Below are 24,752 nucleotides of genomic sequence, written 5' to 3'. Positions count from 1 at the left end.
GCCGATTTGGCCCCCTATTTTCAGTGTTGTTGTGATGATTTGCTTATATAAATAAGCTCGTCATTGAATACCTGACCTGAATTGAACTCCTGTAGCAGACGTAAACAAGCAGATAGTGGCTGCGCCGGGCTGTAATAAAAGCCCTGGATATGGTTACACCCTAACTGTTCCAGCATCGAAAGCTGGCTCTGAGATTCAACACCCTCCGCAATAACTTTGATGCCTAACTCCTGAGCTAAATTCAGCAAACAACTGATCATCACCTTTTTGTTTCTATCTGCCATTAGACTGTCGACAAAAGACTTGTCAATTTTTAGATAATCAACCTGATTTTCTACCAAATGGCTCAGCGAAGAGTAGCCTGTACAAAAATCATCTAACGCAATTTTGACGCCTTGCGCTCTCAGTTTCGATAACAGTTCCCAGGTATAACGATTCGTCGCCATAGACTCAGTGACTTCCAGCGTCACTTTATCGTAGGGTACTTGCGCTTTTTCAATCGCTTCTGTCACCAGCTTAAACTGATCATTACTGGTTTTGAACTCATTGACAGAGCGGTTAATCGAAATGCTAACTTCGTCATAGCCTTGCGAATGTAACACTTTCAAATCTTGACAAGCTTGTTCAAGAACAAACTGCCCTATCAGGTGTATCAAACCGAATTCTTCAGCAATCGGAATAAAGGTGCCCGGCGAGACCATGCCCTGCTCGTCATCGAACCATCTGACAAGCGCTTCAAATTTAACAATTTTACCGCGCTGCACATCAACGATGGGTTGGTAGTAAACCGTCAGCAAGTTGGCTTTAAGCGCTGCTTTCAGTTTGTCTTTGAGTTTAATTTTATTCAGATAGGCGTTTTGAATTGCGGCATTGTGAAGTGCCACGTGCCCGCGATGTGTTTTCTTGGCGCTTTCAAGCGCATGCGCTGCATTGCGAATAAACTTAGCAGCCGTGATCCGACCGCGGTTTTCCAACTGCGCTATCCCTGTGCTCGCACTAAGCTCTACCGTCAAGTCATTAAATACATAGGGCTGCTTTATTTTGTCGCTAAGCTTTTTGGCAACCTGTAATGCACTTTTAACGTCGGTATTATCAAGCAAAATTGCAAACTCATCTCCGCCATAGCGAGAAATCGTGTCATTTTCCCTAATCCCATTCCGCAATCTTTTTGCTACCGAAACCAGCACTTTATCGCCAATTTCCGGACCATAAATATCATTCACTTCCTTAAAATGATCCAGGCCGATAAACAACAAAGAACAGGGTGTGTGCAGGCTACGACTTGCGGAAATTTTTTCTTCAACGATATCAATAAAGCAGCGGCGATTAAGTAACGCAGTCAAAGGCTCGTGATTCGCGTAGAACATGAGCTGTGCTTCGTTGCGCTTCCACTCGGTGATATCCCGGAAAATCGCAACATAATTGACAATGTCACCTTGCTCATCCTTTACCAGGCTAAGCGTCAACTCTTCAGGAAAGATCTGGCCGTTCTTTCGGCGGTTAAATATCTCGCCTTTCCAGCAGCCTGCACTCATCAGGCTATTCCACATTTGATGATAAAAGTCATCACCATGTTGCCCCGAGGACAGCACAGAAGGATCACGCCCCATCAACTCATGACCGGTATATCCAGTTAGACGCTCAAAAGCACGGTTTACCATTATGATTTTATTTTCACCATCGGTGATCATGATGGCTTCAGTGGCGTGTTCAAATACAACATTGGTTAGCTCAAGCTGCTTATTCAATGAATAAATATAGGAAACATCCTGAACCGTTGCGCTAAAAACACGCTCGTCACGTTGCTCTTCACACTGCTCGACACGACCTATAATGCGATACAGGCCACGCAAATTAGTACGCTTTTTGTGCGCCACATTAACGTCAATGTAATCAAGATGGCCCGTCCTGAGCTTCTGTATAATGACCCTCAGCCGCTTTTGATCAGCTTCTGTTAAGCAATTCGTAAAGTCATCAAGAGTCAATGTTTCTTCACGATGCTGCAAAAGGCGACGCATTTCATGGCTGAATATGTGCTTATCGCGGCTAATATTCCAGCTCCAGGAGCTTAGCTTAGCGATACGCTCTCCCTTTGCCAGTTGTTTAACGAGGATTTGCTGCGCCGCAATTTCAAGGTTGTGATTTAACTCAGCCCCAACAAGCAAACTGAGCTCTCGGAACCAATGCTTATCTTCGTCACTGACGGTCACCTTTTCATCGAACAAGCAAACCATTATACCAATCGGTTTATGATCCAGTGCTCGCAATGTCACGCCGAGGTATCCATCAATATTAAAGATCTTTAGGATTTCGTCTTCTGCGTACATTTGTTGCAGGTTGCAACTAATAGAACAGACCCCCTGACTGGTTTTGGCGTCGTTACAGGGCGTTCCTTCGAGGTCGTAGATAATATCGTTTGAGCGATTACCATCAACAGAATAGGCAACCGTTTTAACCCGAGTATCGGCATCAATGAATTTGCCAATCAAACAATGAGCCGGCTTGAACTTCTCGTAGATCAAATCGAGCGCCAATTCATAGCGCGCCTCACTACTACACAAATTGTAAAATGTACTAAATGAAAAAGTCATTGTTCGGCTAAGTTCTTATATTTTATTGTTTTCAATATCAACAGGTATTTTAACAAATTGCAATGATAGAATTAAAAGCAAGACTTGTTCTCGATACAGATCAATAAATCGAACTTATTTCTTAGCATCGTCAATCCCTGTGCTCTACAAAGTCAAATAAGGATAAGTAGTAAACCTAGTCTGACCAGCTGTATGATATTATTCATACCACAACGCGGGATCAGGTTCAAACACTCCTTAGTAAAACCGAATAATGTTTACAAAAATTAAGCGCTAAACAGCGTGACGCGCCACATCATGATTCGCGGCATGTGTAGAGAGCTTAGCCTGACAAGTTTGATTTCGGCCTTTGTTTTTCGCCTGATAAAGTGCCTTGTCTGCCATTTTAAGTGTTTCATCTATGCTTTTACTGTGCGCTGGCCAGCAGGCAATGCCAATCGACACCGTCACAGGCCTGGACAAAGGCATGGCGTGTTCGCTTATCGCAATACGTAACCGCTCTGCTATGCTAAATGCGCGGTTTGCATCCACAAATGGCATAAAAATCAGAAACTCTTCCCCCCCACTACGACACACAAAATCATGACTGTGCGCGTTCTTTTTCATCACACTCGCCAAAGCACACAACACCTCGTCTCCAACAGCATGACCAAACTCATCATTGATAGACTTAAAATGATCCACATCCAGTGCCATAACTGAGAACTGATAATGCATGTTTTTGACATTATCCAACCATAATTGCATTGCCAGCCGGTTATTGAGTTTAGTGAGCGGGTCCATTTTTCTGTCTTCTTCCAATTCCCTGATCTCCTGACCCAGTAGCTCAGAGCTGTTCAGGATCGCTGACTTTAGGTTTTCTGCCTCAAAATACCAGGCCGGCGTTTCATCGATACAACGTAGATTTCCGGGACTCAGTGAACTAACATTTTGAGCTAGCTGCGCCAAAGGCCTGGCAATAAGAAACCCGGCGCACAAAGTCGCTACAAATATAGCCAGTGCAAACGGCAACGTGGAATACAATACGTTAGTATGTGTCAAATCTAACTCAGCGATGATACTAGTTAGGGCACGTTGGCTAATTATGCCCCACCCCGTGGTGGATACTGGTGCAAACCCCGCGAGCATGTCCACACCTTGACTATTGAGTACCTCAACAGCTCCAGATTGACCACTCAATACAGCGTTAATCGCGTCATTACCCGGAATATGTTCGCCCACTCGAGTATTATCTTTGTGATAGATCAGCCGTTTACTTTTATCTACAACATAAACATAGGAATGCTCAGAAGCATGATGAGTACCCAATAATTGATTTAAAATGGTATCGCCTTGCAGATAGATCCCACCGGCAATAAAACCGAGATAAGTACCGTCTGGTGTAAAAATCGGAAATGTCGGACTCACCAACAAGTTACCGGCAGGCGAGACAAATGGATCAAGAATGTGGGGTTGCTGTAGCTCTATCGGCAAGGATAATGATGGATCTAATGTTAGGCCTTTGAGCGCGAGGCTGGATGGCTGAGCCGAGATGATCTTGCGCTGCGCATTAATGACAACCAGAGAATCAAAACTGTTCGTTTGGGTAAGCAAGCGCGCCAATTCGACATCGATAGCATGACTATCGTCAAAATGATTAGCAATGTGACCGGCACTGACACGTAACTGGCTATTAAGCGATTGCAAAAATAGCTCAGTAACAGTGGCAAGCTTTTTTGCGTATGCCTGATTCGCAGCAAGCGTGTCTTTAATAAATGCTCGTTCGTGTACACGATAGCTAGCCATTAATGCACTATACACAGCTAACACGATACCGGCACTGACCAGTATTAATATGAGCTGCTTAAGATCCAACTTCCAGCGACGGATGATTTTCACTATTCCCTCCAACATCAGCACGAACATGGCTACTGATGTCATTGTAAAATACTGTGGGAGAAAGAACTTATTCTGGGTCAAACTCTCTGTGCCTAAACCGCTTACACATGCTTTAAATCGCAACGGACACACGGGGGACATAAGCATAGTTCACTCAAAGGATGAGAAATGCACAACCAATAAGCACTTTTTAACTACACAGAAAAATAAATTACGTAAATTACTATCATGTTTAAACGCTGTGCCTTATAATATGTTCGATATTTGACCAACTCAGTTTTACCGTAATGAAAAAGAAAACCCGAATGAACCCACTCGTCACACACTTTACTTTCGCAAGTATTGCGTTAGCTATGCTGTGGATGTTTGTTCAGGATAAAGACACCCTGCTTACCGGCAGTGCCTTGGTGCTTGCCTACATAGCTTGCGCACTTGGGTATCGCATGATTGCAGCACGCGAAGCATTAAAAAATACAGGCAAAACTGCTCACAAAAAGCCTTAACCCTCTTTTCCCCAACGCTTGGCGTCTGAATAAAACTGTGTAATCATCCAGAAACAATTTTATAACAGGACCTTGCACATGTATCGTCGCTCACTACTACTACTTTTTTTACTGGGTGGATGTACCTCTTACGAGCAACCCACCCACGTAAAAACCTGCCAGGATCTCGTTTATAGCTACCCGGAAGTACGCGATAAAGGAAACGAGGATCAATATGCTGCACTATTCACAGATAATGCACGCTTTAACGTCGAGAAACTCAATATTTCACTCCATAACAAGACCGAGATTGTCGACCGTTTCAATAAAGCGCGCAGTAACACACAAACCGTTCATATGATGACTTCCTCTCGTCAGTTCCGCCAAAACGACGTTCTTGCCGGCGAATCTCACTTTATTTTACTGCTGAAAAATAATGCGCAGCCGACGACGACAAAGATCATCAGCGGCCGTTACTTAGATATCTTTGATTACGACACAAACCAATGTCGCTTTAGCAGTCGAAGAGTCGAAATCGATCGTATGGATGCCTTATAGTAAAAACTAGCTCTGCCTGCTGCGTTTATACCAGCGCTGCATTTCCTTATGATCACGTGTCACTGCTTGTCCCTGAGCTTCCATTTCGGTGACTTCATTGGCAAGTATTTCTTCCGCGGTTAATTCTAACTTCATCAATAAGGCACTTAATTGTGCCTTTTCATCATCGGACATATGCTCGGTAAGCATTGCTTCTCTTTTTTGCACATGAACGGTGACTTCTCGATAGATTTTTTCACCCGCCTCTGTCAATACTACAGGTTTACTCTTGCCAGTTAATTCCATTGCATGCACCAATTCAAGTTTTAGCAAGGCATTAACAGCACGCGTTACTGAGTAGGGGTCCAGTCGGGACTGATAGCTCACTTCCGCAGCTGTAATGGGTCCATAGGACCCAACGTTCAACAATACTCGCAATTCGCGGGTATTGAGCTCAGTCAAAGAGCGGATCACCGGGTCCCTATCGAGTGATAACAGGTTACTGACTACCGCGACCTGAAATGGCACATGCTCAGCCAAATCAAGTGCTTCCTTATGTGGATTTGTTACTGCCAACGCGCGCTTTCTGTTAGCAATGGCATTTTTCATATCATTGTCACTGGACAATTTGTACCTCTACACATATAGTTGTTGCATATGCAACACAATGAACATTTACAGGAAACCAGTATGCCTTTAGTTAAGCCTTTGTCTCAAGAGCATGATCAGGAAGTGGCAGAATTAGCCAAGTTTTTCAACGAAACGCTTGGCTTTTGTCCTAACAGCGTGTTAACCATGCAAATCCGCCCGGCAATTGCGCGTGCATTCATTAATCTGAATAAAGCAGTCATGGAAAACCATGGTCGGGTTACTTCGGAGTTAAAAAGATTGGTTGGCTATATCACCAGTGCCAATACTGGATGCCGCTACTGCGAAGCCCATACTATCTTAGCGGCGCAACGCTACGGCGGCAGCGATGAAAGACTGGCTCAGATTTGGCAGTTCAGGGAGAGTGACGCGTTTAATGACGCTGAAAAGGCCGCTTTTGAGTTTGCACTAGCAGCCTCCAGTGTACCAAATGCCGTCGATGACGAAATAGAAGCCGCAATGCAGGCACATTGGGATGATGGTGAAATCGTCGAAATATTGGGTGTTATCGCTTTATTTGGTTACCTCAATCGTTGGAATGACTCTATGGCGACTACACTGGAAGCAGGCGCCATTGATGCAGGGGAAACACTGCTTAATGAGCGCTGGGAAACAGGCAAACACACCAAATAACCATCCAGTCTCGGATTAAAACGAACATCCTTCAACCGATGGGAAAGCAGTGCTTGTCTGCTTCCCATTTTTGCCTGCCTGAACCGCAATTAAATTAGTTGAATATTTGGGTTGATCCAAATCAAAACGCACTATATATTAAAGTTTCAATAATTACTGAAACTTTAAAAATGCAGCTATCACCTAAAATCGAAAACTTCGTTCTCCACTGCGGAGAGATGGGAAGCCGCTGGGGCTTCAACCGTACCATAGGCCAGATGGTTGGCTTATTGGTTATCAACGAAAAGCCCCTGACTGCTAATGAAATTGCAGAAGCGCTTAAGATTTCCCGTGGTAATGTCAGTATGGGTATCAAGGAGCTGCAATCATGGCAACTGGTTAAAGTCCATCATATCCCTGGAGACAGAAAAGAGTATTACTCCCCTAATGGCAGCATTTGGGACCTGGCTAACCGGGTGTTTGAAGAACGCCGCAAACGCGAAATTGACCCGACCCTGACCCTGTTACGTGACCAGATTCTGGACAGCGCAAATTCACCAGAAGAAAAATACGCGCAAGAGCAAATGCAGTCTATCCATGATCTACTAGAGACAGTGACAAAATGGTCGGCGGAATTACAAAGGCTTACGCCTGAACAACTGCAATCCTTAATGAAATTGGGTTCATCTGTTAGCAAAGTAATTGATTTGAAGGATAAGCTGCTCAGAAAATCCTGACTGAGTGGCTTTGAAAAGGATTTCTTTACAATGCGCGGCTCGTGCCCGCGCATCACAGTCGTGTCAGCCAGATTGCTTTACCCAACCCAGGCAAAGCTTGTGCTGATATAATATGCGAGGTGCGTCATGCTTGATACCCTACTGTTGTCGCGTATTCAATTTGCGGCAAATATTAGCTTTCATATTCTATTTCCAACCATAACCATTGCTTTGGCCTGGTTCCTGGTTTTCTTTAAATTCCGTTTCGACCAAACTGGCGAGCAGGTATGGCTGAGAGCATATCGATTTTGGGTTAAAATTTTTGCACTCACTTTCGCGCTGGGTGTGGTGAGCGGCATTACTATGTCTTTTCAGTTTGGCACTAATTGGCCCGGATTTATGGAACGCATAGGTAACATAGCCGGTCCGTTGCTCGGCTATGAAGTGCTCACAGCCTTTTTTATGGAAGCAACTTTTCTCGGCATTATGCTATTTGGTATGAAACGTGTTAGCCCGCGTCTGCATACCTTTTCTACTCTCATTGTAGCGGTAGGCACTACCCTGTCGGCATTCTGGATACTCTCTTTAAACAGCTGGTTACAAACCCCCACCGGTTACACACTAGTCGATGGCGTGTTCTATCCTGACAACTGGTTTGAGATAATCTTCAACCCCTCATTTGGTTATCGCTTTGCTCATATGCTCCTGGCCAGCGGACTCACAGCATCCTTTCTGGTAGCAGGAATTAGCGCCTATCGGCTATTAAAAAACGACCACAAGCATGCCCCCAAATTGACATTGAAGGTAGCGCTAAGTGTTGCTGCACTGCTGGCACCGCTACAGATGTTTGTCGGAGACCTGCACGGCCTGAACACATTTGAGCATCAGCCGCAAAAAGTAGCCGCAATGGAGGGGGTCTGGGAGACTGAGCAAGGTGCCCCCCTGTTGCTATTCGCAATTCCTGATGAAAGTACCCGAACGAATCATTTTGAGGTCGCTATTCCTAACTTGGCCAGTTTGATCCTGACTCATAAGCTGGACGGTGAGATCAAAGGTCTGAACGAGTTTAAAGGTGAGCACCCTCCGGTTAAACCTGTCTTTTTTGGGTTCCGAATAATGGTGGGGATGGGTTTACTCATGATCCTGGCGGCGGCAGTGACACGCTACACATTGTGGCGGCATTCAACGCTGCCAGATTGGCAACTTAAAATACTAGTAGCCATGACCTTCTCTGGCTGGATTGCTACTTTGGCAGGCTGGTATGTCACAGAAATTGGACGCCAACCTTTTATGGTCAATGGGCTAATAAAAATTGAAGAACTAGTCACCAGTGTCCCGGGAGAGCATGTGCTGCTTACATTAGTAGGCTATCTTACTGTCTATGCTGTACTACTCACAGCGTATATTAAAACACTATTTTATACCGCGCGTAATGCCATAGAAGTTGAAGAGTATCAGACAACACCGATTCAGGGAGGTCAATATGTTTAGTGCTGAATACCTGGCTTTGCTTTACAGTTCACTCATGGCACTTGCGATCATAGTGTATGCTGTGCTCGACGGCTATGACTTAGGGGTTGGTATATTGTTGCCGGGCCAAAATAAACCCGCTGCCGATACTATGATTGCTTCTATTGGCCCTTTTTGGGACGCCAACGAAACCTGGCTGGTACTGGCTGTCGGTCTTGCGCTCATTGCCTTCCCCACCGCACATTCAATCATACTGCAGGCACTGTATCTGCCTATCGCTTTTATGTTGCTGGGTTTAATTCTAAGGGGCGTTGCATTCGATTTTCGTGCCAAGGCCAAAACACGCTACCGTGAAACCTGGGATCGCTGCTTCAAACTGGGCAGCCTGATCACCGCTTTTTCACAGGGGTATATGCTGGGCCTGTATGTGATGTCGTTTGAACACAGTCTGGCGAGCCACCTGTTTGCGGCACTCAGCGGGGTTGGTGTCATAGCAGCTTATACCTTAATAGGCGCTGGCTGGTTGATCATGAAATGCGAAGGTGAGATACAAAACTCGGCTATCCGTTGGTGCCGGGTGAGCAATCTCATTGCTTTGTTGGGCGTATTAGCGGTCTCGGTGGTAAACCCACTTATAAACACGTACGTTCAGACGCGCTGGTTTGGCACCGAGATAAGCCTGTTATTGTTGCCACTGCCCCTTATCTGCATGGTACTTTTTGTGCTTCAAGACAGAGTGCTAGTAAAGCTCAAACAGACCCCAGATCAAGGTTGCTGGTTGCCCTTTGCCATCACAGTGGTGATATTTTTACTGTGCTTTTTTGGTCTTATCTATAGCTTTTTCCCTTTTGTCGTCCCTGGCACATTAACCATATATGAGGCACTTGCTGACCCGTCTGCACTCACCTTTATGCTATACGGCGTCGTACTGGTGGTACCAGCAATCATCGGTTACACACTATTCTCTTATCGGGTTTTCTGGGGAAAAACACAGGACCTGAGCTACTACTGATTTTCACTTGCATTAGCCCAACCAAAAAGGCAGCCCGCACGCTGCCTTTTTTATTTGCTTCGTTTAGTTGAAAACTAAATTTTCGGATAGCCAATGCGGTCAGACAAATACCCGACACTGGTGGCAAAATAATAGCTGCGATTCCAGTTCATCAGCGCTTTGTAGTTATTGTAAGCCAGATACATACGGCCGTTCATGTCATCAGGCATCACCAAAGCCGCACTAATATTCACTTTTGGCAAATCTGTGCCATCAGCACGTCTGACGCCCAGGCTTTGCCACTCTTGTAGTGAGCGTTCAGAATCTCGCCAAAACTCAAGCCACTGCTTGTGATTTTTTGAACCGCGCTTCAGGACATACTGGCTGGGGAAATCCTCCGGCAACTTTACCTGACGGCCCCAGGTCAGACTGTCATTCCAACCAACACTCTTCAGATAATTAGCAATAGATGCCAGGGCATCTTCTTTGCTGGTCCAGATATCTTTCTTGCCGTCTTTGTTGTAATCAACAGCATAAGAATTGAAGGAGGTCGGCATAAACTGGGATTGACCCATTGCACCAGCCCAGGAGCCTTTGAAATTGTCGACATTCACATGGCCATCTTTAAGAATGTCCAGTGCAGCCCATAGTTGTCGTTTATAGAGGGCTTCCCGGCGACCATCAAATGCCAATGTCACCAGTGAGCTAATCACCGGATAGCCGCCCTGAACCCGGCCAAAGCTACTTTCAAGTCCCCACAGTGCAACGATAAAGCGTCCCTGCACGCCAAAGTCTTTGCTGATCTGATCGAGCAGCTCTTTATTCTCTTTATACAGCTTACGTGCACGCTGAACCTTCCAGTCCGGTACACGTTTTGGCAGATAAGTTTCCAGCGTCTCAACAATTTCAGGCTGGTTCTTATCTTGTTTGATGACTTTCTTTTTGAATTTGACTGTGCTGAACGCCTTTTCTATAAGAGCGGGTTTATAACCGCGCTCAAGCGCTTCAGCCTTTAAAACTTCTACATAACTGTCGAAACGCGCCTGATCATCCGCTTTAACAGTTTGCGATGCCAGACATAAAGATACTAATAATGCGGATAGTGTTTTAGTCACTTTTTACTCCGTTTTGTCTTTTTAATTCGTCCAGAAGATTCTCTTGTGGAGGCGGCAGCTGCAAATAAAACCCATCATCGATTAATTTCTGCTTAACGTTACTTAAATCAGCAGTACCGAGTTTCTTGCGTTTTGCTAAATCCACAATGATTACAAATATTGGCGTACCAAAAGTAGCCATTAAAGGGTCAGGGACTTTGCTAAAATCGTCTCGTTTTTCAATAAAAAGATAGGTATCGGCTTTTTTACTACTTTTATATACTGCGGCTAGCATTATAACCCTATAAAATCTTGCTAATCTGAGAGCAGCACTATACCATGACCTATATAATATTTGGAAAGTTTTGCGACTCTCAAACGTACAGAGTACGGGGTCAGAACAATATTAATCAGAGATCGCACTGGTATTGAGCGCTTATGTCTACACAGTCTTTTGAATTGAAGGGAAACCTGTTTACTCTCTCAGTTTTACACCTCTTCGATGCCGACCTTGGTAATGTAAAACAACAACTGAGTGATAAAATTTCCCAGGCTCCAAAATTTTTTAAAGGAGCACCTATCGTAATCAATCTTGCTGACGTCCAGGAACAGAGCATTGTACTCAGCGATTTAAAACGTATTCTTGCAGCGTTAGCATTAAACCCGGTTGGTATTTGTAATGGTACAGAACAACACAATGCCGAAGCCAAAGAAATTGGCTTGTCTGTACTAAACTATACTAAAGATGTTAAGCCTGTTACCCAAGATAGCCAAGACACACAAATTGTTGAAAAAGAAGTTTATCTTGGAGCCCAGGTCATTAACGGCACTGTGCGCTCCGGGCAACAAATTTACGCGAAGGACCGGGACCTTATTGTACTAGGCGCAGTCAGCCATGGTGCAGAGGTCATTGCCGATGGCAATATTCACATCTATGGCACGCTCAGAGGCCGTGCTATCGCTGGTGCGCAAGGAAATCATGAGGCGAGTATCTACTGTCAGAAACTTGAAGCAGAGCTTGTTTCGGTGGGCGGCAGTTATTGGATCAGTGACTCTCTTCAGGGTGAGCACTGGGGCAAGGCCTGCCAGATTTCACAAAATAACGAATCATTAGAATTAACAGCATTGGTCAAAGGATAATTCAGATGGCAAAGATTATTGTCGTAACTTCAGGTAAAGGTGGTGTAGGTAAAACCACGTCAAGTGCAGCGATCGGCACCGGTCTTGCTCTTAAAGGATACAAAACAGCCATTATCGACTTTGATATTGGCCTGCGTAACTTAGATCTCATCATGGGCTGCGAACGCCGTGTCGTTTATGATTTTGTCAACGTCATTAATGGTGAAGCAAACCTTAATCAGGCACTGATTAAAGATAAACGCGTTGAAAAACTCTATATTTTACCAGCCTCACAAACGCGCGATAAAGATGCGCTGACAAAAGAAGGCGTTGAACGTGTTTTGAAAGAAATGTCAGAAGACTTTGATTTCATTATCTGCGACTCACCCGCTGGCATCGAAGCTGGTGCAATGATGGCACTCTACTTTGCCGACGAAGCAATCGTAACAACCAACCCGGAAGTTTCTTCCGTTCGTGACTCTGACCGTATTCTGGGAATTTTGCAAAGCAAATCAAAGCGCGCAGAAGATGGTCTGGATCCCGTGAAGGAACATCTGCTGCTTACGCGTTATAATCCCGAGCGTGTAGAAAGCGGCGACATGCTGTCCGTCGAAGATGTTCAGGAAATCCTGGCAATAGACTTACTCGGCGTGATCCCAGAATCCAAAGCTGTGTTAAATGCGTCTAACTCGGGACAACCTGTGATCCTTGATACAGAATCTGATGCAGGCCAGGCATATAGCGATGCGATTAATCGCTTGTTAGGTGAAATCATCGACTTCAGATTTTTGAATGTTGAAAAGAAAGGACTGCTAAAGCGGATTTTTGGAGGTTAATGTGTCTTTACTTGATTATTTTCGATCCGAGAAAAAGTCCAGCGCTTCGCTGGCTAAAGAGCGGCTACAAATAATCGTTGCCCATGAACGCTCCAAGCGTGGCACCCCCGATTATCTGCCTCAGTTAAAGCAGGACATACTCGAGGTGATCCGTAAGTATGTCAAAGTTGACTCCGATGCAGTCAATGTGCAGTTTGAGCAAAACGAAGACGATTTGGCCGTATTAGAACTTAATGTAACGCTTCCGGATGACGAACAGAAGTAACAGCCAAAAAAACGCCGCACGATGTGCGGCGCTTTTGTATCTTAAAGCTATTCAACCTGCCATTTAGAAAGTGCGTCTTTTAACTGACTATGACGCCAGCCCAAAAACAAATCTGGCTTCATAAATTTATTTCTCTGCGCATCATCTAGTTTCCAGTTCCACCCTATTACCTGATTAATTTGCTTTTTAGATGCAAACACATCCAGCGGGATCCCCTGCTGTTTAGCCACTTCCGCTATCGATTGTTTAATTTCCTTTGCCGCCCCTTTGTAACCAGGGTAATCAATCAATCTCTGAACCCGTTTTGGCAACTCGGCCTCCGCTACTGCTTTACCAGCTTCAATGCACGCTAGAATTTCTTTGCCAGAACGATTTACTTCCATTTGTTCCACTCCTGGAACATTGCGTAGGCTATTCAATGAACCTGGTCGACGTTTTGCTATTTCAACCATGTTTTGTTCTTTCAATACAAAATTAAGTGCCAGATTTTTCTTCTCAGCCTTGTTTTGTCTCCAACTCGCCAGCTCACGTAATACAGCCAAATCACGAGGTTTGAGTTGCCAGACATTTTTCACACTCAGGTAAAGATAATCATCCGGTGTTCTGAAAGCGCGCTTTTGAGCGATCAATTGGGACTCGGATATCACGATATCTGACAGACCTTTCTCTGCAACCTTTTGACAAAGGCTCTCATAGCAGGGTAACAGATAAAATACATCCGCTGCAGCATACTCTAGCTGGCTTGCCTGTAAAGGACGTTTGAGCCAGTCGGTTCTGGACATACTCTTATCCAGTTCAACATCCAACATCGCTTTCACCATATTGGCAAATCCCACACAATTACCCTCTCCGAGCAACTGCAATGCAAACTGTGTATCAAATAAAGGCGCAGGTACAAACCCAGCAAATTTCTGGAACACCTCGATGTCTTCAGAGGGAGAGTGAAGTACTTTTACGATCTGCTCATCACGAAGTAAATGCCATAACCCTGAAAAGTCGAGCTCACTTAATGGATCTATCAGAGCAAGATGCTCCCCGTTATAAACTTGTATCAAAGCGATTTCAGGATACAAAGTTCTGCGACGCATAAACTCTGTGTCTATCGCAAGCACTTTGCTATTTGATAGCTTTGCTGTAAAAGCATCAAGCTCAGTTTGGTGTTGGATAAATTGATACTGCACATTTACTCCCTATAAAAAACCGGCTTTCGCCGGTTTCTTTTTACTTTAATGCCCTACGCAATATTTTGCCAACATTGGTCTTAGGCAATTCATCTCTGAATTCGACCAATTTGGGGACTTTATAATTGGTTAGCTTGTCGCGACAATGACTTATTATATCTTTTTCTGTCAAAGATGGATCCTTTCTCACAACAAAAACTTTTACCTGTTCACCGCTCACTTCATGCGGTACACCAACCGCAGCGACTTCCAGCACGCCTTCGTGCATCGCAACGACTTCTTCTATCTCGTTAGGGAACACATTAAAGCCAGAGACCAAAATCATATCTTTTTTACGATCTACGATATAGAAGAACCCTTCTTCATCGTAAATAGCAATATCACCAGTTGCAAACCAACCATCCTGCAAACATTCAGCTGTTGCATCAGGACGATTATAGTAGCCAGCCATAACCTGAGGCCCTTTAACACAAAGCTCTCCAGGCTCTCCCAACGGCATCTCTTCACCCTGATCATTAATAATTTTCAGGTCTGTACTTGGCGCCGGCAAACCGATTGAGCCGTTATAGCCATCGATATCCCATGGGCAAATTGTAACCAAAGGCGCACATTCTGTCAGGCCATAGCCTTCCATAAGTTTACTTTTTGTGACTTTCTGCCAACGCTCTGCAACTGGTCGCTGCACGGCCATTCCACCACCAAGAGACACTTTCAGTGTTGAGAAGTCCAACTCTGAAAATCCGGGTGTGTTTAGTAAACCGTTGAACAATGTATTTACGCCGGTAATAACCGTAAAGGGATATTTTGATAGCTCTTTAACAAAGCCAGGCATATCCCTTGGGTTAGTGATAAGCAGGTTGTGACCACCATACTTCATAAAGGTAAGGCAGTTCGCTGTAAGTGCAAAAATATGATACAGCGGTAACGCAGTAACAACTACTTCACGGCCTTTATCAAGTACTTTATCAAGGCAGCCAGAAACCTGCTCCAAATTCGCAACCATGTTGCCATGAGTCAGCATTGCGCCTTTGGAAACCCCTGTTGTACCACCCGTGTACTGGAGAAATGCCAGATCTGTCAGTGTCACCTCAGGTACTTTATATTGCCCGGGGTCTGCACTTATGGCGTGTGCAAAAGGCTGTGCATCAGGCAAGTCATAATCTGGCACCATTTTTTTAAGCTTTTTAACCACGAAGTTGACTAAATGCTTCTTGACGCCACCAAGCATATCACCAATTTGTGTCACAACTATGTGTTTAACACCCGTCGTTGGAAGTGCCTTTTCGAGTGTATGTGCAAAGTTTGCCAATATGAAGATTGCTTTCGCTTCTGAATCATTAAGCTGATGCTCGAGCTCCCTCACTGTGTACAAGGGGTTTACATTAACGACCGTACAACCAGCTCTCAATACGCCTAAAATGGTTATGGGTGTTTGTAGCAGGTTTGGCATCATAACCGCCACTTTGTCCCCTTTACCTAATTTAAGGGTGTTTTGAATATAACTGGCGACTGCCTTGGTAGCTTCATCAACTTGTTGGTAAGTCATTGTTTTACCCATGTTACTGTATGCTGGTAACTGGGCAAACTCTCTAAAACTTTTGTCGAATAATTCAAGCAGCGAGTTGTAGTGTTCTGGGTCGATTGTTTCCGGCATCCCTTCGGGGTAGCGCTTTAACCAGATTTTTTCCACTCTTAGCTCCTGTGTTCTCGTTATTTTTTATATTGGTCTTACCTTAATATAATTAAGGTACACAAACAATTGAGTAAATACTCTAAAGCTGAGATAGTCCCACATTTGACACAAATATACAATCAGGAAACGTCGGGATGTTTTATATGTGTTAAAACCTGTTCTAACACTTGCTCCGGATTTTCCATGTGACAATGGTGTCCACCTGCTACCTCGATACATGTAAACGCTTCAAAGCATTCAGAAAACTGCCCTAAGCTATGCTTCATTTGTGCGTATCCAGACATACCCATAATTGCCAAAGTTGACGTTTTAACACCTTTCAACAGCGACTGTGCCTGAGCACGTGAGAAACGCGTCGTTGAAGGCAACTTCAATTTAGGGTCCGTCGTTAAGCGTGCGCCCTCCTCAAGCTCTTCTATATTTCGCTCCATTAATATAGCAGCTATTTCTTCATTGAAATCGCTAACTTTAAGCCGCGCTTTGATGATAGCTTGTTTATCAGCAAACAGACGCAATGTTGTTTCATTAAATTGTTCAACTACCTGCCTTGCAGCAAAGGCGTCAAGCAATTGTTGCTTAGCATTCTTATCGCTTTGATATAATAGACCAATACCATCTATCAGTGTCAGTGTATTTACTTTTTCAGCATATAGACTGGTGAACAGTCCGCCCACCAAAGCTCCCATTGAATGCCCGACGATGTGACAATGCTCTATGTGCTTGGCACGAAGAAAAGCTAAAATATCATAAACATATTCTACAAAATAATAATGCGCATCGGCACTTCTCCAGTCCGAATAACCATGACCCGGAAAGTCCAATGCAATAAACTTAAACGCCTCTAGCGCACTGTTTGGCAAGTTATCCAATAGGGGTAAAAAGCTGTTGCTGTTATCCTGCCAGCCATGCAGCATCAGGATAACTTGCGCTCCCTCTCCCATTTCCTGGTACGCGAACCCGTCCACTCGCCCTTGTTTTATCTTGTTTTTATTAGTAATCAACATAAATTCATATTCTTATTGAACGTATTACATTAATATTCTACGCATTATAGCTCGCGTGCAAAGTACTAATCACTGTTCTGACAATGGTTGACTCATTGCCAAGACGAGCAAAAACACGGGAACATTAAGGATCATCTATGACACGCAACATTAGCGCTCTGGCGTTTGCTCTGGGCTGTACCTTGTCAAACTCAGTATTTGCTGCACCAAAAAATATCATTTATATGATTGGTGATGGCATGGGGCCAGCCTTCACTACAGCCTATCGTTATATGCAGGACGATAAAGCGACCAAAGTCGTCGAACCAACTGTATTTGACTCTATCCTGGTGGGTATGGCGCATACCTATCCAGACGACGATACCGTAGTGACGGATAGCGCAGCCGGCGCTACAGCACTCAGTACAGCAGAAAAAAGCTACAATGGGGCAATTGCGGTAGATACACATAAACAATCGCTAAAAACAATGCTGGAAATTGCAAAAGAGCGAGGGATGACAACAGCACTTGTGGCCACATCCCAGATAAACCACGCCACCCCAGCGAGTTTCGCAGCGCACAATGAGTCAAGACGCAACTATGACGAAATTGCTGACGATTACATCGACAATAAAATCGCAGGTAAGTTACCTGTCGATTTATTGCTAGGTGGTGGTACCAAGTACTTTGTTCGTGAAGACAGAAACCTGATCACTGAATTTAAAGAATCCGGATATCAGTATGCAGACGCGTTCAGCGAGCTGGATTCGCTCAGCCGCCTTCCTGCACTGGGTTTATTCGCAGAGGTTGCGTTTCCTCATGCAATAGACAGTGAGGAGCCTAAGCGACTGACTACAATGACTAATAAAGCCCTGGATTTGTTGCACAATCACAACGAAAAAGGCTTTTTTGTAATGATCGAGGGCAGTCAAATCGACTGGTGCGGACACGCCAACGATATTGCTTGTGCAATGAAAGAGATGGACGATTTCGCTGGCGCAATCACTGCCGCTAAAGCCTATATCGACAAAAACCCAGACACGGTATTAGTTGTCACTGCTGATCACTCTACCGGCGGCCTTACTCTGGGAAGCAATGGCGTGTATCAATGGAAGACTGATGTTGTCGCAAAAACGAAGGCCTCCGTCAAAGAACTCACCAACGTAATCTCTGAAGCCAAGCCAAAGCAAATGGCCGAGACCTGGACGCAGCTGACCGGTTTGCCCTTTGACGAAGCAACTAAAGAGAAACTTATCACTGCAAAAAAAGACTCAAAAGAGGCCTTATATAAAGCAGCGAATAACATCATTAATGATGCCAGCTACACAGGCTGGACAACCAAAGGGCACACCGCAATCGATGTGCAGGTATTCGCCTACGGTGAAGGACGTGATGCATTCATTGGCTCCCTCAACAACACGCAAATTGCTGAAAAATTAATCTCTTATATAGAGAAATAACAAGTATACTGCAAAGCGGATCGGCACAGCCGTTCCGCTTGCTCAGGGTGCGGGATTACTAACAGTTTCTTGTCTGTTACTGATAGCCTGGTTCTTTAGCAGCCCCATGGCATCATCTATTGGCATGGCTTTGTAATATAAAAACCCTTGCACGCAGTCTACCTGTGACTGTTTGACCAGGTTTTCCTCTTCTTTTGTCTCTACCCCTTCAGCGACTAACCGGAAACCGAGTTTAGCGATCATCTCAGAGAGGTTCGTATATAGAGACACAGACTTACAATTATAGCTCTCAGGCAGCAAACTTCGATCTAGCTTAATGGTGTCTATATTAAGTTTTGATAACACTGATAGACAAGAATACCCTGTACCAAAATCATCCATAGCACAGGCAATCCGATGCTCACGAAGTAAATTAACCACATCAACCGTGCGATTAAAGTCCTCGATGTAACTGGATTCAAGCAATTCCACCTCAACCTGACCCGGGTAATCCGCAAACGCTTTCACGATCCGTTTGTACCCGCCCGTTAACAAATTTTGCGGCGAAATGTTAAAACTGACTTTGGGCCTGAATCCAGCTCTGGCAAACTGTTCTAGGTCTACTTCTAGCTGGTCTATGACGAAGTTATCTATGATATGTAATAACGAATGCTGCTCCAGGGTTGCCAAGAACCAAGGACCCTGAACCTGTCCATCCGTCTCTTTCAACCTCAATAAAGCCTCAAAACCAACAACTTCTTTTGTGTAGGGGTTGATCTTTGGCTGATAAAATAACATTAGTTCACCGCGATTTAGCGCATCTGTGACTTCTTTCAGACTGTGTACGTTGATCTGCTCTTCGCGTTGAGAGCGAGTGTACGAACTTTCTGCTCCCGCCTCTATCAATCTGCCAGTCGTGAACCGCTTCAGCAGTACATCCAGCGCCTTACCAGACAAATTATGATCACGGTTAAATTTCAAGAATGGATAGTACAACGCAGCATTAAGCGCGATCAGCAGGACCTGGAGCACGACACCACTGATACTTTGCGTCAATAACCAGCCACTGATAAACACGGGCGTAAACCAGGGAATATCCATTGCCGGTGCGAGTGCAATAACGCCAGTTGAAATACACACGTAGGAGATCAGCGCGTTCAACAAGGGGCTAAGCAAAAATGGGATAAGCAGATACGGATTAAAGACAATAGGCAATGCGTAGAGCATCACCTCACTGATGTTAAATAACGCGAGCGGTGATGCTATCATTGCAATACTCCGCTCGTGACGCGCATTTTTGAGCAGCATAGCCGCGATGATCAGGCCCCAGATACACCCCGTTCCGCCTATAATGACGAAGCAGGTGTAGAAGTCGTAACTTGAAAGCTGAGGTAACACCAGATAATCGGTCAACTCCCCCGACACTAATAAGTGATATGTGTTATCTCCATGAACGCCAATAAACCACAGTAGATGAGAAAAAATAAGCTGTGCCGAAATTTTCTCGAACACACTCCAGGTCGGATTAAGGAGCTTTAAGGTACTATGAAGCTGGCCGGTAAAATGGTCGAATAGCGGGATAACTAACAAAATAATCGCGGTAACGAGAATATAGGGAATAATCAAATTCAGATGTTTACGCAAAAACAAACTAATCGAGCTGATCCCCACCAATCTGAGCCAGCGGATCCGCTCAATGTAAGCCAGAAGGTAACAACACAGGACCGGCATAAGCAGAGAATATAGCATGCCATTACGGTGCACTATATTCAGCGCCCCCTGACTGATCTCAATGTAACCTGTCGTCGCTGTGAAACAAGCCAGCACTAAGACAGGCCCGGCAATGGTGTGTATTTTAAGGTTCTTAGAAAGATAGTAACTGAAAGAAATGAGCGTAAGTAACGGAAAAATCCCCCATACCAGCGTATTAAAGTCACCAAGCGCCTGATACTTTAATTTACTCAGGTCGTCGCCAAGCCATTGGTTTAGAAGAGTAATTACTGATGCAACAATAAAAAATGGGATGAGCGCGATATAACCTTCTCGTAACGACAAAACAACCGTATTTGAAGAAAGCTTGAGTGCAAACTGGTTAAATCTGTTCAGCAAACGCGTGACCATAAATTGTTATTTTCTTTTAACATTACTCCAAAAGCAGATTAAAACAAATGAATTGACTAAATTTTTGCTGAAAAATATTCAAGCCGAAAGACGTGGCTCAGGGAGGCGCTTTTAAGACAAAGAATAATTATAACCGATTAGGTAAAATGTCAGGCGTAAATGCTGACTCCAAGTAGTGACTGAACTTCGCTTCGCCGTTCTTGGTTTTGAATCGCACTATAGGATTGTATAGCAACACTGGTTTTAAAGTTTGGCTGATCATAGATGACATCTCTTTTATCATCAGTATACTGCTGGGCCAGTGCGACACCCGCATCGGAGTATTTGAGTTTAGCAGCTTGCTGAACTGGCGCTTGGGTGTCACTCGCAGCAGGTTTAACAACTGACTGTCTCAGTTGATAAGTATCCTGATTTTGAACAAGCTGGTTGATTTTCATCAGTCTATATCACCAAAAACCCAATGCACCAGTATAAGATTAGCCCGTTACTCGCGTCCGGGCAACTTCTTCCAGGTCACAGTATCCCTAACATACTGGGGCTGAGCGTCTGCAGCATTAACAACCTTACCGGCTTCAAACTGCGCAATGCCGGTATCTAACATATATTCAGCATGCGGCAGCGTAATATCGTTATGTACTTCGAGCCCGAGCTTTTTAGCGACATCCGAATAGGTCTGCCAGCCAGTGCCGACTGCAAGTACGCCTTCAAATTCGCCGTCAATAAGCTCAGGCTTGATCACTCTTTCTTCACCCAAGGCAATCGCCTGATTATTATCCGAACGGGTATAATGACAAAGATAAACCTCACCCATACGCGCGTCAATCGCAACCAAAACCTGCTTTGCTTGGGTTTGCGCAAATGCCTGTTGTGCCATTGCCTGAAGCGTCGAAACACCTGCCAGTTGCAAGTTTCCGGAATACGCCAACCCCTGGGCAACAGCGACTCCGATACGTACCCCAGTAAAACTGCCTGGTCCACGGCCAAATACCAGACCATCCAGATCTTTAAGCTGACAACCTGCTTCAGTAAACAGTTGCTCGACTAAAGGCAATATTTTCTGACTATGTTGCTGAGGGCACTCTTCAAAGTGGCGATACAGGTTGCCGTTGTACGACAACGCCAGGCTCAGAGCTTCCGTTGAAGCATCCAGGGCAAGCAAATTATATTTCATGCTGGTCAATATTCTCTAAAAATGACAACGCCTTATCCAAATCGCGAGTACGTGACATGGGAGGCAAACTTTTAATAAAGGTTTCACCGTATTTTCGCGTAACCAGACGATTATCGCAAATAATTAGTACACCTTTGTCTGTCTTATCACGGATCAGGCGCCCAACCCCCTGCTTTAACGCAATAACAGCCAGTGGCAGCTGAATTTCATCAAATGGTTCCTTATCCTGCAATTGGGCGTCTTTCATCCGAGCCTGCAATAACGGATCATCCGGCGAAGTAAATGGCAGCTTGTCTATAAGCACACAACTCAGCGTATCACCACGTACATCAACCCCTTCCCAAAAAGACGCGGTGCCCATTAAAACCGCATTACCATGGCGGACAAATTGCTCCAGAATAATCCGCTTTGATGCTTGCCCTTGCATAAACACCGGGTATTCTGTCGCAGTACTCAGTCCTTCATAAACCAAGTGCATCACTCGATAACTGGTAAAAAGCAAAAACGTACGACCCTGGGCTGCATTGATCACTTGCTTAGCGATTTTAACCAACGCATGCGGCATCATTTCATCTTTGGTTTCAGGCAGATAACGGGGCAGACAAAGCATGGCCTGCGATTCATAGTCAAACGGGCTGTCGACAATGGCCTGATGATCTGGTGCCAGGCCCAAACTGGCGTTAAAGTGCGCGAGGCTATTGTCCACCGATAAAGTTGCAGAGGTAAACACAAAGCTCGCTTCGCTTTTAGCCATCATGTCTTTAAATCGATTAGAAACATCCAACGGCGTGATATGAATTGTCAGGAAACGACGGGTGGTTTCGAACCAATAACTAAAGCCCGACTGAGTAACATCAAAGGCCCGGTCGAGTTGTCCTTTAAACGACAAAACCCGCTCCAGCGGATGTTCTATCTTATCAGAGCGGTCGAGGCACAACTTAAGCACCTGATATAAAAAGTCCAGATTACTGATCACCCTGTGCAGCGCATCGCAGATCACTTTGTCCTGCAACTTTTCTCGCCAGTCTCCCCTTGCACCATCCCCCCCAAACACAAGTCGCAGATCGGCTACACTGGTCTCCAACTTATTCAGCGTTTTGCCCAGTTGCAACATATCCGGAATGTCACTTCGGTAAATCAACCTTAAATCATTAATGAGCGCCTGTAGCTGTTTAGTACTGATTGACTCACCAAAGTAATCAGATGCGATTTCACCAAGCTGATGCGCCTCATCAAAAATGTAGGTATCTGCGGTTGGCATTAACTCTGCAAACCCCGATTCTTTCACCGACATGTCAGCAAAAAACAAATGGTGATTAATCACAACCAGATCGGCCTCCGTCGCTTTTAATCGGGCTTTACGTATATAACAGTCGGCAAAATCCGGACAATCCTTACCTAAGCAGTTGTCCGCAGTCGAGTTAACATAAGGCAGTACTTTGGCGTCTTCTTCAATACCCACACAGTCTGCGAGGTCGCCGCTTTGTGTTTCAGTAGCAAACTTAGCAACCATGGCCAGCTGGTGCATCACATCGGGGTCGTCACTTGGCACATGGGCCACATGTTCATTCAGTCGATAAGTACACAGATAATTCGCTCTACCCTTTAACAAAGCAACCTTACGGCCTTTGCCAAGCGCTTTAAGTAGCTCCGGCAAATCTCTATGATACAGCTGCTCCTGCAGAGCTTTTGAGCCGGTTGAGATGATCACCTTTTTATCGTTCAGAAGTGCAGGAACCAGATAAGCAAATGTCTTACCTGTCCCGGTACCCGCTTCCACCACACACTGTCCACCCTCTTTGACCACCTGATCTATGGCTTCGGCCATATCGATTTGAGGTTGTCTTGGCTGATAACCGCTAAAATGGTGAGCCAGGGGACCGTTTTCTGAAAAGTACTGAGTGATAGACAAAATTAAAGCACTGCATAATGACTGGGCGAGGCAATTTTAGGGTGGATAAGGGGCAAGCGCAAGTAGGCATGGTTGTGTATCGTGGTCCGTCAGATCCTTTAAGTTCTGTATTCTCTGGTGCACCTGGAGTGATGTTATACCACATTACACGTACTCCGAGAAAAGAGGTACCTGGCTCTATAGCCCTAGAATAGTTGAGTTCTGTCAATATACGGCGCCAATTCACTTTTATGACCTAGGTGGCTTTTCGCCTGTGAGATAGCCAAGTTTTACAATAGGTTGGAGCAAGACCTAATTCCTTGAAAGGAGAATTTCACTAGGCAAGCTTAGTATCTCAGGTTATAAACCCTATGGTTTTAACATAAAAAAAGCCAGCTACTGCTGGCTTTAAGTAATAAGTATTCCGAAATTTTAACTGAGATATAGTTCCAGGTAAAAGAACATATTAAGCGCTATAAGTTTCATTTAGAATTTGCCCAACCTATTACAACTTCTTTTAGCGGGACATTCGATTCAATAATGATAATGTCATAACTTTTTCCTAATTCAGCGTTTTTAGGATACTTAAATGATAAATCCATTGAATTGTTACTTGTCGAATACCCAACACTCCTTAGCGTTATCTTATCTCCAGCACTACTTTCAATTAGGTGAACAACAACACTGTCTTTAGGAAATTTTTCAGACAAAACATCCAATTTTTCTATTACATTCCCGCCTAAAAATTCATCAACCATTGCTGTAACATCAATATTAATCCTCGCATTGTAATTTAAAGCGTCAATAGACTCTGTTAAGTTGAATTTATGCTGGCCATTAATAGTGATAGGCTCAGGTGTTAACAACAAAAACTTAGACAAGAAAAGTATCTTCAAAAGCTCAATCATTATTTAATAACTCTCCCTTTAAACTTCTTTTTATCACTGGCTATTCTCTAAAAAAAGCGGCGCTGTAATGCTTCAAAGCCTGTTAAAATAATTTTTCCAACAGTATCTATACCAGATAACTGAGAG

At 44.5% G+C, this 24,752-nt stretch carries 23 protein-coding genes; 10 read left to right on the top strand and 13 right to left on the bottom strand.

Translation table 11 applies throughout. The features are described from left to right. Positions 1–20: 20 nt before the first annotated feature. Positions 21–2,591 (bottom strand): putative bifunctional diguanylate cyclase/phosphodiesterase, encoded by a 2,571-nt coding sequence (locus tag IY568_RS07315; protein ID WP_138539512.1) that lies wholly within the window; start codon positions 2,589–2,591, stop codon positions 21–23. Between the two features lie 273 nt (positions 2,592–2,864). Beyond that, positions 2,865–4,511, bottom strand: a complete 1,647-nt coding sequence (locus tag IY568_RS07310; RefSeq protein WP_194867193.1) for a sensor domain-containing diguanylate cyclase — start codon at positions 4,509–4,511, stop codon at positions 2,865–2,867. Positions 4,512–4,756: 245 nt separating this feature from the next. Between IY568_RS07310 and IY568_RS07305 the strand changes: the two genes are divergently transcribed. Continuing rightward, complete coding sequence (locus tag IY568_RS07305) at positions 4,757–4,972, top strand: hypothetical protein (protein ID WP_125556956.1); 216 nt, start codon at positions 4,757–4,759, stop codon at positions 4,970–4,972. A 78-nt stretch (positions 4,973–5,050) separates the two neighbouring features. Continuing rightward, positions 5,051–5,509: a nuclear transport factor 2 family protein gene (locus tag IY568_RS07300; RefSeq protein WP_125556958.1), complete on the top strand. Its 459-nt coding sequence runs from the start codon at positions 5,051–5,053 to the stop codon at positions 5,507–5,509. Between the two features lie 6 nt (positions 5,510–5,515). On the opposite strand, the gene IY568_RS07295 is transcribed toward IY568_RS07300, so the two are convergent. After that, a complete protein-coding gene (locus IY568_RS07295) occupies positions 5,516–6,097 on the bottom strand; it encodes a MarR family winged helix-turn-helix transcriptional regulator (RefSeq protein ID WP_228553174.1) in 582 nt (193 codons plus the stop codon). Positions 6,098–6,178: 81 nt separating this feature from the next. Here IY568_RS07295 and IY568_RS07290 point away from each other — a divergent pair, with 81 nt between their 5' ends. The 4 genes from IY568_RS07290 to cydB all read left to right on the top strand — a co-directional run bounded on the left by IY568_RS07290 (position 6,179) and on the right by cydB (position 9,946). Next, on the top strand, positions 6,179–6,769 hold the full coding sequence (locus tag IY568_RS07290; protein ID WP_125556962.1) for a carboxymuconolactone decarboxylase family protein: 591 nt from the start codon (positions 6,179–6,181) through the stop codon (positions 6,767–6,769). A 170-nt stretch (positions 6,770–6,939) separates the two neighbouring features. Beyond that, a complete protein-coding gene (locus tag IY568_RS07285; RefSeq protein ID WP_046005214.1) occupies positions 6,940–7,485 on the top strand; it encodes a GbsR/MarR family transcriptional regulator in 546 nt (181 codons plus the stop codon). Positions 7,486–7,611: 126 nt separating this feature from the next. Next, positions 7,612–8,955 carry a cytochrome ubiquinol oxidase subunit I gene (locus IY568_RS07280; RefSeq protein ID WP_194867192.1) on the top strand — a complete coding sequence of 448 codons (1,344 nt, stop codon included), beginning with the start codon at positions 7,612–7,614 and terminating at the stop codon, positions 8,953–8,955. Then, positions 8,948–9,946, top strand: a complete 999-nt coding sequence (cydB, locus tag IY568_RS07275) for a cytochrome d ubiquinol oxidase subunit II (protein ID WP_125556966.1) — start codon at positions 8,948–8,950, stop codon at positions 9,944–9,946. The genes IY568_RS07280 and cydB overlap by 8 nt, the downstream gene beginning before the upstream one ends. Positions 9,947–10,020: 74 nt before the next feature. On the opposite strand, the gene IY568_RS07270 is transcribed toward cydB, so the two are convergent. Further along, complete coding sequence (locus tag IY568_RS07270) at positions 10,021–11,040, bottom strand: lytic murein transglycosylase (RefSeq protein WP_194867191.1); 1,020 nt, start codon at positions 11,038–11,040, stop codon at positions 10,021–10,023. Further along, a complete protein-coding gene (locus tag IY568_RS07265; RefSeq protein WP_125556970.1) occupies positions 11,033–11,314 on the bottom strand; it encodes a YcgL domain-containing protein in 282 nt (93 codons plus the stop codon). The genes IY568_RS07270 and IY568_RS07265 overlap by 8 nt, the downstream gene beginning before the upstream one ends. Positions 11,315–11,457: 143 nt before the next feature. On the opposite strand from IY568_RS07265, the gene minC reads away from it, so the two are divergent. The 3 genes from minC to minE are packed head-to-tail and all read left to right on the top strand — an operon-like array spanning position 11,458 to position 13,239. Beyond that, a complete protein-coding gene (gene minC, locus IY568_RS07260) occupies positions 11,458–12,159 on the top strand; it encodes a septum site-determining protein MinC (protein WP_010381220.1) in 702 nt (233 codons plus the stop codon). 5 nt (positions 12,160–12,164) lie between these two features. Beyond that, entirely contained in the window at positions 12,165–12,974 is an 810-nt protein-coding gene (gene minD / locus IY568_RS07255) for a septum site-determining protein MinD (RefSeq protein WP_125556972.1), read from the top strand. A 1-nt stretch (position 12,975) separates the two neighbouring features. Continuing rightward, the gene (gene minE / locus IY568_RS07250) at positions 12,976–13,239 is read left to right on the top strand and encodes a cell division topological specificity factor MinE (protein WP_010381216.1); all 264 of its coding nucleotides are present in this window, start codon (positions 12,976–12,978) and stop codon (positions 13,237–13,239) included. A 47-nt stretch (positions 13,240–13,286) separates the two neighbouring features. On the opposite strand, the gene rnd is transcribed toward minE, so the two are convergent. The 3 genes from rnd to IY568_RS07235 all read right to left on the bottom strand — a co-directional run bounded on the left by rnd (position 13,287) and on the right by IY568_RS07235 (position 17,117). Beyond that, complete coding sequence (rnd, locus tag IY568_RS07245; protein WP_194867190.1) at positions 13,287–14,420, bottom strand: ribonuclease D; 1,134 nt, start codon at positions 14,418–14,420, stop codon at positions 13,287–13,289. 40 nt (positions 14,421–14,460) lie between these two features. Continuing rightward, complete coding sequence (fadD, locus tag IY568_RS07240) at positions 14,461–16,110, bottom strand: long-chain-fatty-acid--CoA ligase FadD (RefSeq protein ID WP_125556976.1); 1,650 nt, start codon at positions 16,108–16,110, stop codon at positions 14,461–14,463. Positions 16,111–16,232: 122 nt separating this feature from the next. Next, on the bottom strand, positions 16,233–17,117 hold the full coding sequence (locus IY568_RS07235; protein ID WP_194867189.1) for an alpha/beta hydrolase: 885 nt from the start codon (positions 17,115–17,117) through the stop codon (positions 16,233–16,235). A 137-nt stretch (positions 17,118–17,254) separates the two neighbouring features. Between IY568_RS07235 and IY568_RS07230 the strand changes: the two genes are divergently transcribed. Beyond that, positions 17,255–18,556, top strand: coding sequence for an alkaline phosphatase (locus tag IY568_RS07230; protein ID WP_194867188.1), 1,302 nt, complete (start codon positions 17,255–17,257; stop codon positions 18,554–18,556). Positions 18,557–18,598: 42 nt separating this feature from the next. Here IY568_RS07230 and IY568_RS07225 read toward each other — a convergent pair whose 3' ends face one another. From IY568_RS07225 to IY568_RS07205, 5 genes are all read right to left on the bottom strand, one after another. Further along, entirely contained in the window at positions 18,599–20,644 is a 2,046-nt protein-coding gene (locus IY568_RS07225) for an EAL domain-containing protein (RefSeq protein ID WP_228553172.1), read from the bottom strand. Positions 20,645–20,805: 161 nt separating this feature from the next. Then, positions 20,806–21,093, bottom strand: a complete 288-nt coding sequence (locus IY568_RS07220; protein WP_125556984.1) for a hypothetical protein — start codon at positions 21,091–21,093, stop codon at positions 20,806–20,808. A 47-nt stretch (positions 21,094–21,140) separates the two neighbouring features. Next, positions 21,141–21,827 (bottom strand): tRNA (adenosine(37)-N6)-threonylcarbamoyltransferase complex dimerization subunit type 1 TsaB, encoded by a 687-nt coding sequence (gene tsaB, locus IY568_RS07215; protein WP_125556986.1) that lies wholly within the window; start codon positions 21,825–21,827, stop codon positions 21,141–21,143. Then, positions 21,817–23,739 (bottom strand): ATP-dependent DNA helicase, encoded by a 1,923-nt coding sequence (locus IY568_RS07210; RefSeq protein WP_125556988.1) that lies wholly within the window; start codon positions 23,737–23,739, stop codon positions 21,817–21,819. Before IY568_RS07210 ends, tsaB begins: the two co-directional genes overlap by 11 nt. Before the next feature lie 461 nt (positions 23,740–24,200). Beyond that, positions 24,201–24,626: a hypothetical protein gene (locus tag IY568_RS07205; protein ID WP_194867186.1), complete on the bottom strand. Its 426-nt coding sequence runs from the start codon at positions 24,624–24,626 to the stop codon at positions 24,201–24,203. Between the last annotated feature and the right edge of the window lie 126 nt (positions 24,627–24,752).

Source organism: Pseudoalteromonas sp. PPB1 (genome assembly GCF_015356275.1).
Lineage (GTDB): Bacteria > Pseudomonadota > Gammaproteobacteria > Enterobacterales > Alteromonadaceae > Pseudoalteromonas > Pseudoalteromonas rubra_D.
The sequence above is the reverse complement of the archived record's forward strand: the minus strand, read 5'-3'. Positions and strand labels throughout refer to the sequence as shown.

Excerpts from the sequence above, each read along its gene's own strand:
- IY568_RS07205 (WP_194867186.1), bottom strand. The coding sequence starts at position 24,626 with ATGATTGAGCTTTTGAAGATACTTTTCTTGTCTAAGTTTTTGTTGTTA.
- IY568_RS07280 (WP_194867192.1), top strand. The coding sequence starts at position 7,612 with ATGCTTGATACCCTACTGTTGTCGCGTATTCAATTTGCGGCAAATATT.
- minC (WP_010381220.1), top strand. The coding sequence starts at position 11,458 with ATGTCTACACAGTCTTTTGAATTGAAGGGAAACCTGTTTACTCTCTCA.
- IY568_RS07235 (WP_194867189.1), bottom strand. The coding sequence starts at position 17,117 with ATGTTGATTACTAATAAAAACAAGATAAAACAAGGGCGAGTGGACGGG.
- IY568_RS07295 (WP_228553174.1), bottom strand. The coding sequence starts at position 6,097 with ATGAAAAATGCCATTGCTAACAGAAAGCGCGCGTTGGCAGTAACAAAT.
- IY568_RS07315 (WP_138539512.1), bottom strand. The coding sequence starts at position 2,591 with ATGACTTTTTCATTTAGTACATTTTACAATTTGTGTAGTAGTGAGGCG.
- IY568_RS07300 (WP_125556958.1), top strand. The coding sequence starts at position 5,051 with ATGTATCGTCGCTCACTACTACTACTTTTTTTACTGGGTGGATGTACC.
- tsaB (WP_125556986.1), bottom strand. The coding sequence starts at position 21,827 with ATGAAATATAATTTGCTTGCCCTGGATGCTTCAACGGAAGCTCTGAGC.
- minD (WP_125556972.1), top strand. The coding sequence starts at position 12,165 with ATGGCAAAGATTATTGTCGTAACTTCAGGTAAAGGTGGTGTAGGTAAA.
- IY568_RS07230 (WP_194867188.1), top strand. The coding sequence starts at position 17,255 with ATGACACGCAACATTAGCGCTCTGGCGTTTGCTCTGGGCTGTACCTTG.
- IY568_RS07265 (WP_125556970.1), bottom strand. The coding sequence starts at position 11,314 with ATGCTAGCCGCAGTATATAAAAGTAGTAAAAAAGCCGATACCTATCTT.
- IY568_RS07290 (WP_125556962.1), top strand. The coding sequence starts at position 6,179 with ATGCCTTTAGTTAAGCCTTTGTCTCAAGAGCATGATCAGGAAGTGGCA.
- IY568_RS07310 (WP_194867193.1), bottom strand. The coding sequence starts at position 4,511 with ATGACATCAGTAGCCATGTTCGTGCTGATGTTGGAGGGAATAGTGAAA.
- IY568_RS07285 (WP_046005214.1), top strand. The coding sequence starts at position 6,940 with ATGCAGCTATCACCTAAAATCGAAAACTTCGTTCTCCACTGCGGAGAG.
- cydB (WP_125556966.1), top strand. The coding sequence starts at position 8,948 with ATGTTTAGTGCTGAATACCTGGCTTTGCTTTACAGTTCACTCATGGCA.
- IY568_RS07220 (WP_125556984.1), bottom strand. The coding sequence starts at position 21,093 with ATGAAAATCAACCAGCTTGTTCAAAATCAGGATACTTATCAACTGAGA.
- IY568_RS07305 (WP_125556956.1), top strand. The coding sequence starts at position 4,757 with ATGAAAAAGAAAACCCGAATGAACCCACTCGTCACACACTTTACTTTC.